We start from the raw sequence: 8536 nt of genomic DNA on the forward strand, positions 1-8536 counted from the left end.
CAGCGTCAGCTCAACGGCTACGTCGCCGACCTGATCGAGAAGACCAGCCCGGAGGGGCGCAAGCACACCTTTGGCTACGAGGACGACGGTGACCTGGCCTGGGTGGTCGACCCGATCGGCAACACCACGCCGGACCCGGAGGACTACAAGACCTCCTACACCTACGACGCCTGGGGCCAACTGCTGACGGCGACGGATGCCAACGGCAACGTCACCACCAACAGCCAGTTCGACAAGAACGGTTACCCGCAGACCATCACGGACGCGCTCGGCAAGGCGACCGACTTCGTCTACGACGTGCGCGGCAACGTCCTGACGGTCACCGACGCCTACGAGAAGGAGACCACTCAGACGTACGACACCTTCGGACGCCCGCTCGAGAACCGGGTTCCGAAGGACCAGGACGTGGGCGACATCATCGTCACGCCAGCGCCGAAGTACGACGAGAACGACAACGTCATCGAGTCGTACGCCCCCAACGGCGCGGTGAGCGAGGCCGTGTACGACGAGGCCGACCAGCTGACGTACACGTTGGCACCGGTTGACGTCGCCGGGGACCCGGAGCGGAAGACCTCTTTCACCTACGACACGGTCGGCAACCTGATCACCTACACCGAGCCGAAGGGCAACCTGACACCGGAGGCCGGTGACTTCGTCACCACCAACGCCTACGACGAGATCCACCAACTCACCAGCGTCACCAACGCCGAGGGCCACAAGATCACCTACGAGTACGACAACGTCGGCAACGTCACGAAGGTCGTCGACCCCCGCAAGAACGCCACGGCCGACACCGCCGACTACACCACGTTGTTCGAGTACGACACGGCGCACCGGTTGACCAAGACCATCGACGCGCTGGGCAAGTTCATAACTACCCGTTACGACAGGGACGGTCTGGTCACCGCGACCACCGACCAACTCGGCAACACCACCGAGGTCCTCCTCGATCCGCGGGGCAAGCCGCGCGAGGTAAAGGTCCCGCACAAGAACGAGTCCGGCACCATCACCTGGCGCGTCACGAAGTACGAGTACGACCAGGTCGGCAATCAGACTCGGGTGATCAGCCCACGAGGTGTTGCCACAACGGAGTCGGAGGACCCGGACGACTTCGCCACCGAAACCGTCTACGACGAGCTGAACCGGGCGAAGGAGACCCGTACCGCCTACGACAGGGACGATGCCCGTTACACCACCGCGGATGTCACCACGTATGAGTACGACGACGTCGGTCGGCTGGCCAAGGTCAGCATGCCCCCGTCGGCGGGTGAGTCGGTCCGCAACGACACCAACTACACCTACTTCGACAACGGCTGGACTGAGACCAGCAGCGACCCGTGGGACATCGTCACGTCGTACGACTACAACAAGCTCGGTGCCCAGAGCGCACGGACGGTGACCCCTGCCGGCGAGGATCCGGGCGGATCGTCGAACCGGACGATGACCTGGTCCTACTTCTCCGACGGCAAACTGGCCTCCCGCACCGACGAGGGTGTGCCGGTCGGCAAGCACGTCGTGCTGGTCGACAACTCCGACTTCAACAACGTGTCAGCCACCGGCACCTGGACCGCCGCCACCCCAGCGACCGGCAAGCACGGACACAACTACGCCACCCGTCCGGCCGGTACGGGGACGAACTCCTTTACCTGGCAGCTCAACGTGCCGCAGGCCGGCACCTATGAGGTGTTCGCCCGCTACCCGCAGGTCGCCGGCGCCGCCACCGACGCCCGATACACGGTCAACCACGGCGGCGGCGACACGGTGCGGACGGTCAACCAGACCACCAACACCGGCACGTGGGTCAGCCTCGGCTCCTACACCTTCACCGAGGGCAACACCCACAAGGTCACCCTCACCGACCAGGCTGGCGGGACTGTCGTCGCCGACGCGGTGAAGGTGGTTCGGGACAACTCGGGGGAGACCGACGACGAGAAGGTCGACTACACCTACCGGTACGACCCGAACGGCAACCTCACCACCATCACCGACACATCACCCGGCGCGCGCGTCGACACGTACTCGGTCGCCTACACCGGCCTCAACCAGGTCCAGACCGTGACCGAGCGCAAATCGGGAACGGTGAAGAACACCACCAAGTTCACCTACAACCAGAACAGCGTCCCGCTGACCACTGAGCACGACAGGCAGTACGCCAGCTATACCTACGACGAGCGCGACAAGGTCTCAACCGTGGTCAACGGCAAGACCGCCACCGACCCGGACAAGAAGACCACCACCTTCACCTACACCGACCGGGGCGAGAAGTGGAAGGAGACCAAGGGCAACGGCAACACCGTCGAACACCTCTACTACCTCGACGGGCTGCTGAAGTACCAGGTCGAGAAGAAGCCCGACGGGCACGTGGTCTCCGAGCACTCGATGACCTACGACCTCAACGGCAACCGCATCTCCGACAACAACAAGAAGATGCGCGCCGACAACCACGCCGCCTACGTCTGGAACAACACCACCTACACCTACGACCCCCGCGACCGCGTGAGGTCGGTGACCAAGAGCGGCGACACGCCGGCCACCGAAACCTACGTCCACGATGCCAACAACAACGTCATCGAACAAGCGATCAAGAACGTCACCACCACCTTCAACTACGACCGCAACCGGCTCCTGACCGCCACCACGGCAGGCGTGACCTCGTCGTACAACTACGACCCGTACGGCCGCCTCGATACCGTGACCGCCGCCGGTGAGGTGGTCGAGAAGAACCTGTACGACGGGTTCGACCACATCCTGGAAAACCGCAAGAGCACCGGCACCGGCACCACCGTCACCAAGTACACCTACGACCCGCTGGACCGCACCACCACCAAGTCCACCGACGCCGGCGGCGCCAAGGAGAAGACCACCACCTTCAACTACCTCGGCCTCTCAGGCGAAGTCCTGGACGAGGAAGTCGCCGGCGAACTCACCAAGTCCTACCGGTACTCCCCATGGGGCCAGCGGCTGTCGCAGGTGACCCACAACGACGACGGCACCGAGGAAGAGGCGTACTACGGGTACAACCCGCACACCGACGTCGAGCAACTGACCGACGAAAGTGGCAACACGAAAGCCACCTACGGCTACACCGCCTACGGCAGCAATAACGACGCCGAGTTCACCGGCATCGACAAGCCCGACACGGCGGACCCCACCAAGGAGCCCTACAACGCCTACCGGTACAACGCCAAGCGGTGGGACCAGGCCTCCGGGTCGTACGACATGGGCTTCCGCGACTACAGCCCCGGCCTAAACCGCTTTCTCTCACGCGACAGCTACAACGGCGCCCTCGCCGACATGAACCTCGGCCTCAACCCGTGGACCGGCAACCGCTACGCCTTCGGCGGAGGCAACCCGATCACGATGATTGAAGTCGATGGACACGTCGTCACCAGCGACGGTGGTGGTGGTGGCTCGGGCACCTGGATGGATCACTACTGGCGCAATATCATTCCGCCGGCGGCCGGTAAGGACAGCACATACTACTCTGACTCGCTTGGCTATGAGGCACGGCCGGGCGGAACCCTTTATGGCGCCGCCGCTGTTTACGACGCCGACGGAAATCTGATAGCCAAGGAGGACTTTATACGCAGTGGAGGCGGCACATTCAAGGGCGAGTCGAGTCAGAACGATGTGCACATTGAGCCTCGAGCGTTAAGCTGGTTCGAGGAGAAGGGCGTGCTGAAGAAGGGCAACACCCTTGTGATTCTTGTTCACCGAGAGGGAAGAACGGCTTGTCCGGTGTGTGATCCCATCCTGAGGGAGGCCGCCGCCCAGAAGGGAATCAATATTGTCTATAGGGCACCTGGACTTAAAGACAAGAATTACGGCGATAACAAGTCTCCAGCAATAAAGGGGCCTGGCCCTCAGATTGTGCATCCGCCCGGGCGGACCCAGCCAACGCTCTTTGATGCACCCGCCTACCGGCCCCCCCGCGGTATGGGCAAGGCAGCAGGAGGCCTCGGTGCACTCGGTTTTGCTGCGGACATTTACTTCGGCTTAAAGTACGGACCTTGTGGGCTTATGCCGATCGAGATGCCGGGAGTCTGCACACCAGATATTACAAACGATCCAAGATTTCATGCGTGACGGACTAGTTGATGGGGTTCCGCTCTCTTCAGGGCGGGACCCCGTCCCTTGCTCGCGCCCCTCGGGAGCCGTTTCCTTTTCCTAAGGCGTCATGATAAGGTGTCGCCCATGGTGCCAGGCTACTCTAAAGACGTGGATGATCTGGACTGGAATTCCGTGAACCATCTTTATGGTTCAGGGCTTGAGGTGCGTAACCTCCTTGAGAAGATCTGGTCCGAAAGCCCTGCTGAGCGTGTGTCCGCCTATGAGGAGTTGACGGAGCTGCTAGTGGGGGATGGGATGGCCTCGCCTGCAGGTGTAGAAGCTGTCCCCTATTTGGTGGACCTCGTCGGTAGCGACAATGCGCCGGATAGGTTTGCCGCGTGTCGTTTGCTGGCGGCGATTGCCGTTGGCGATGACGAGCGTTGGCTTCAGAATCGCATGTCCGTAACTCTGATTCGCGCCGAGGTTGAGCGCATGTCGGGGCTGACGACTGAAGAACTGCTGCGTGAGAAGGATGCGTGGGTTTCTGCTGCGCCTACGGATGAGGAGAGGGCGGCGCGAGGGCGCAGCGCCCAGTTTGCATCTGTCAAAGCCGAGCGAGAGCAGCAGGTTTTGCATATGCGCTCTTACGACGCCGTTATGGCGGGCGTTCCGACCTTCATCGGCGCCCTTGCGGCATCATCATCCACCTTACGGCTATACGCCGCCTACCTGCTGTCTTGGTTTCCTGAGAGGGCCAAGCTTACCGAGTCTGCACTTGCGCGAGCTCTAGTGGTTGAAGAGGACAGTGAGGTGGCGGCAGTGATGTGCGTGTCCGCTGGCCTGGCCTGTGGCCCTAACTCTCGACTGTTCGAACTTGTGAAAGAGAGAGCTCGCAGCCATAGTCGTCGCGAAAGGTGGGCTTCTGCGATGGGGCAAGCGCGTCTCATAGCTCAGCCCAGTCGTGAACTTATTGCGGATCTCTACGATTGCGTGTTCGCGCGTACGCGCGATATCCATAACTGGCCCTATGTGTATGGCAGCATGTCTGCCACGGCAAGTCTAATTGCTCAAAGTCTTAGCGACAAATCGTCCAACGAGCGCATCGAGGTGATTATTGGGAGGTTGGCGATGGGCGACCCCGAAGACGATACTTTTCGGCTGTTCCGAGCCTTGCTTCAAGCCGCGTTCCCCAGTGGTTCGGCTCCTGCAGGGACACCTTTTCGTGGCCTTGCTGCGCACCAACGGAAGGCAATGCTGGCAGTAGCACGTTACGAAGGACTACGAAAGCAGCCGGAGATCAACCACATGTTCCGCCACTTCGGTCTTCCCTTCGAGCATGACTCTTTCAACGAGTGGCTAAAGGATGTCTCGTAACTCGGTGTCAATCTGCTGGAAGCGTGGAGGGCTGTTTAAGCTGCCTGACCCGGAGGGCTACCCCGGTTAACGTACGACGCTGTCCTGGCCGGCCTCTCCACGACCTAAGCTTGATCTTTAACGCCCTGCAGTGTGACATGCGGGTAGGGAGGCTGATCCGTGAGGGCCGACTCGGGCGCCGGTGCGAGTAGGTAAGTGAGGTGATCTCAGCGACGCATAAGGGTTGATTGGTGCGACACGGGCGAAGGCGGCGAGTCGGGCGGTAGTGGATACAGGCGTGGAGCCATCGATAGACACGTCCTTGCGACAGAAACACGTCTTCGAGAGGGCTCCACGTGATTGCCTATCGTGCCATGGTCGACGTCCCGAGGGAACTCGTGCAGCACCTCGCCCGGCTGTTGTACGCACAGCGACGCGTCTGCGGTACCCGCCGTGGCACCCGGGCGTTGACCTGCTTCTACCAGGCGCTGATGGTGCTGGTCTGGTTCCGCAAGGCCGAAGACATAACCCTGCTCGCCGCCGGGTTCGGCATCTCCCGGGCGACCGCCTACCGCTACCGCGACGAGGGCATCGCCGTGCTCGCTGCCCAGGCGGTCGACCTGCATACCGCTCTGCGGCGGGCCGCGGCCGACGGCTGGTCGCATGTGATCCTCGACGGCAAGCTGTTCGACTGCGACCGGCTCACGGAGACAACCCTGTCGGTCAAGGGCGAGGTGATCGACGCCTGGTTCTCCGGAAAGCACCGCGACTTCGGCGCGAACATCCAGGCTGTCATACGCCCGGACGGGCTGCCGATCTGGACATCGGCGGCGCTGCCCGGGCATCTGCACGACACCAGTTGCGCCCGAGAACTCGGGAGAACCGCCGCTTTGAACTGGTCCGCCGCCGAACTCGACCTGCCCGCCCTGGCCGACTCCGGCTACGAAAGCGCCGGTCACGGCATCAAGACTCCGGTCAAGCAACCCGCCGACGGCCACCGGCTCGCGCCCGACAACCGCGCCTACAACCGACTGCTACGCGGCCTGCGTTGGCAAGGAGAACGCGGCTTCGCGATCCTGATCGGACGTTGGAAGACGCTACGTCATACGACCGTCAGCCCACGCCGAATCGGCGACATCGTCGCCGCAGCCCTGCACCTGACCCACTTCGAGTACAAATACCTACCGCAAAGTCGTTGAGATCACTTCAGTAAGCTCCTCAGCTGGCCCTCACTGTTGGATCACGGCAGTTGACGCGGTTCGCAAGCCTTTGGCAAGGGATGTGCGGGTTGGCGCGGGATTTCGTTAACTCCAGAAACCAGTCGTTAGGTGACGCCGAGTAGGGCCAGCGGGCGGCTGCTGTCGCGGGCGTGATGCCGGTTCGCGGCGGCGATGTTGGTGACGCCGGCGGTGCGTAGTGCGCCGATGGCGGCGTTGCGGAGGGCGGCCATGACTTGTGGTCCGGTGCCGGTGCGGATCTGGGAGCGGTCTTCGTCGTAGGTGACGTCTCGCACCCAGTGGATCTTGTTTTCGATCGACCAGTGGCCGCGGATCCAGGCGGCCAGCTGGGCAGGTTTGGCGGCTCACCGAAGTTGAGGGGGGTCGGCTGAGGCCGTCGATCCGTCCAGGGTGGACCCTGGTGTGAGGATGCCCGTGGCTCCTGGTGATCATCTTGTTGTCGAAGCAAGCTGATCACAGTAGAAGAGCCACGGGCATGGTTGAGGATACGACCCGGCTGTTGGGCCTCGCCGGTCTGGCCGTCGTCGGGGTCGCGGACGGGGCGGACGGTCTGGTGGTGGACCTGGTCACCACCGATGAGCGGGCACGGCGGTGCCCAGAGTGCGGAACACGGGCACGCAGGTCGAAGGGCCGGCGGGTGACCCGCCCGCGTGACCTGCCGGTGGGTGGGCGGTGGCCAGCGCTGCGGTGGTGCAAGCGCCGTTGGCGCTGTGATGAGCCCGGTTGTCGGCGTGGGTCGTTCACCGAGGCGGTAGAGGCTGTGCCGGCTCGCAAGAGGTTGACCGCGCGGTTGCGGGCGGCGTCCGGCGCTGCGGTCGCTGACGATGGACGCACTGTCGTGCAGGCGGCCCGGGATCATGACCTGTCGTGGCCGGTCGTCGCCGCCGCGTTCGCCGCGCATGCCGCTGTGGTGCTGCCCGTCCAGCCGCAGCCTGTCGAGGTGTTGGGCATCGACGAGATCCGCCGGGGCAGGCCGAAGTTCGTCCTCGACGAGGCCACCGGCGCCTGGCAGAGCACGGTCGACCGCTGGCACGTCGGGTTCGTGGATCTGTCGGGCGGGCAGGGACTGCTCGGTCAGGTCGAGGGCCGCACCGCCCAGGTTGTGGCCGACTGGCTCCTGGCCCGCCCGCCGATGTGGCGTGATCAGGTCCGCTACGTCGCGATCGACATGTGCACGATCTTCAAGTCCGCCATCGAGCGGGTACTGCCGCACGCCCAACTCGTCGTCGACCACTTCCACCTCGTGCAGTTGGCCAACGCCACCGTCACCGAGGTCCGCCGCCGGGTCACCGTGCAGGTCCGCGGCCGACGCGGACGCAAAGGCAACCGCGAGTGGGAACTCCGCAACCGGCTGACCCGCTCCGCCGCCCGCATGCGCGCCGAGCACGTAGACGACCTCGAAGCCGAACTGGCCGCGCTGCCGGCACGCATCGGGACGCCGATCCTGGCCGCCTGGAACGCCAAGGAAGACCTGCTCGACCTGCTCGCGCTGGCCCGCGTCAACCCCAATCGCGAACGCGTCGCCGAGCTGCTCTACCGCTTCTACCGCCGCTGCGCCCACGCCGACCTGCCCGAACTCGCCCGCCTGGCAACCACCGTGCAGACCTGGTGGCCCCAAATCCTCGCCTTCCTCCACACCGGCATCACCAACGCCGGCTCCGAAGGCACCAACCGAGTAATCAAAACCGTCGCCCGCGACGCCTACGGCTTCCGCAACCCCGTCAACCAGCGACTACGCACCCGCTGCGCCACCACCCGACGAACCCGAGGACACCTCAACCCCCGCTAATTTCGTGATCCGGTACGCGGACGTGGACACGCTGCGTACGGTGATCCGGCAACTGGTCGAGCGGCACCCGATGCTGCGGACCTCGTTCGACCAGACCACGTTCAGC

At 63.6% G+C, this 8536-nt stretch carries 4 protein-coding genes and 1 pseudogene; 4 read left to right on the forward strand and 1 reads right to left on the reverse strand.

The window, feature by feature from the left end; all coding sequences use genetic code 11:
* The 3 genes from AB0M52_RS26210 to AB0M52_RS26220 all read left to right on the forward strand — a co-directional run.
* On the forward strand, positions 1 to 4086 hold a 4086-nt coding region (locus AB0M52_RS26210), incomplete at its 5' end, for an RHS repeat-associated core domain-containing protein (RefSeq protein ID WP_363958829.1).
* Positions 4087 to 4218: 132 nt separating this feature from the next.
* Positions 4219 to 5424: a hypothetical protein gene (locus AB0M52_RS26215; protein WP_363958831.1), complete on the forward strand. Its 1206-nt coding sequence runs from the start codon at positions 4219 to 4221 to the stop codon at positions 5422 to 5424.
* Positions 5425 to 5759: 335 nt separating this feature from the next.
* On the forward strand, positions 5760 to 6602 hold the full coding sequence (locus tag AB0M52_RS26220; RefSeq protein WP_363958834.1) for a transposase family protein: 843 nt from the start codon (positions 5760 to 5762) through the stop codon (positions 6600 to 6602).
* 125 nt (positions 6603 to 6727) lie between these two features.
* Here AB0M52_RS26220 and AB0M52_RS26225 read toward each other — a convergent pair.
* Positions 6728 to 6970 (reverse strand): annotated as a pseudogene (locus AB0M52_RS26225) (ISAs1 family transposase); the annotation flags it as partial.
* A 146-nt stretch (positions 6971 to 7116) separates the two neighbouring features.
* Between AB0M52_RS26225 and AB0M52_RS26230 the strand changes: the two are divergent.
* Complete coding sequence (locus AB0M52_RS26230; RefSeq protein WP_363958837.1) at positions 7117 to 8430, forward strand: ISL3 family transposase; 1314 nt, start codon at positions 7117 to 7119, stop codon at positions 8428 to 8430.
* The last annotated feature ends 106 nt before the right edge of the window (positions 8431 to 8536 follow it).

This window comes from Micromonospora sp. NPDC051296 (assembly GCF_040682255.1).
In the GTDB taxonomy this organism is placed as follows: domain Bacteria; phylum Actinomycetota; class Actinomycetes; order Mycobacteriales; family Micromonosporaceae; genus Micromonospora; species Micromonospora craterilacus.

What these genes read in the sequence shown, in the direction of transcription:
- AB0M52_RS26230 (WP_363958837.1), top strand. Translation starts at nt 7,117, where the DNA reads ATGGTTGAGGATACGACCCGGCTGTTGGGCCTCGCCGGTCTGGCCGTC.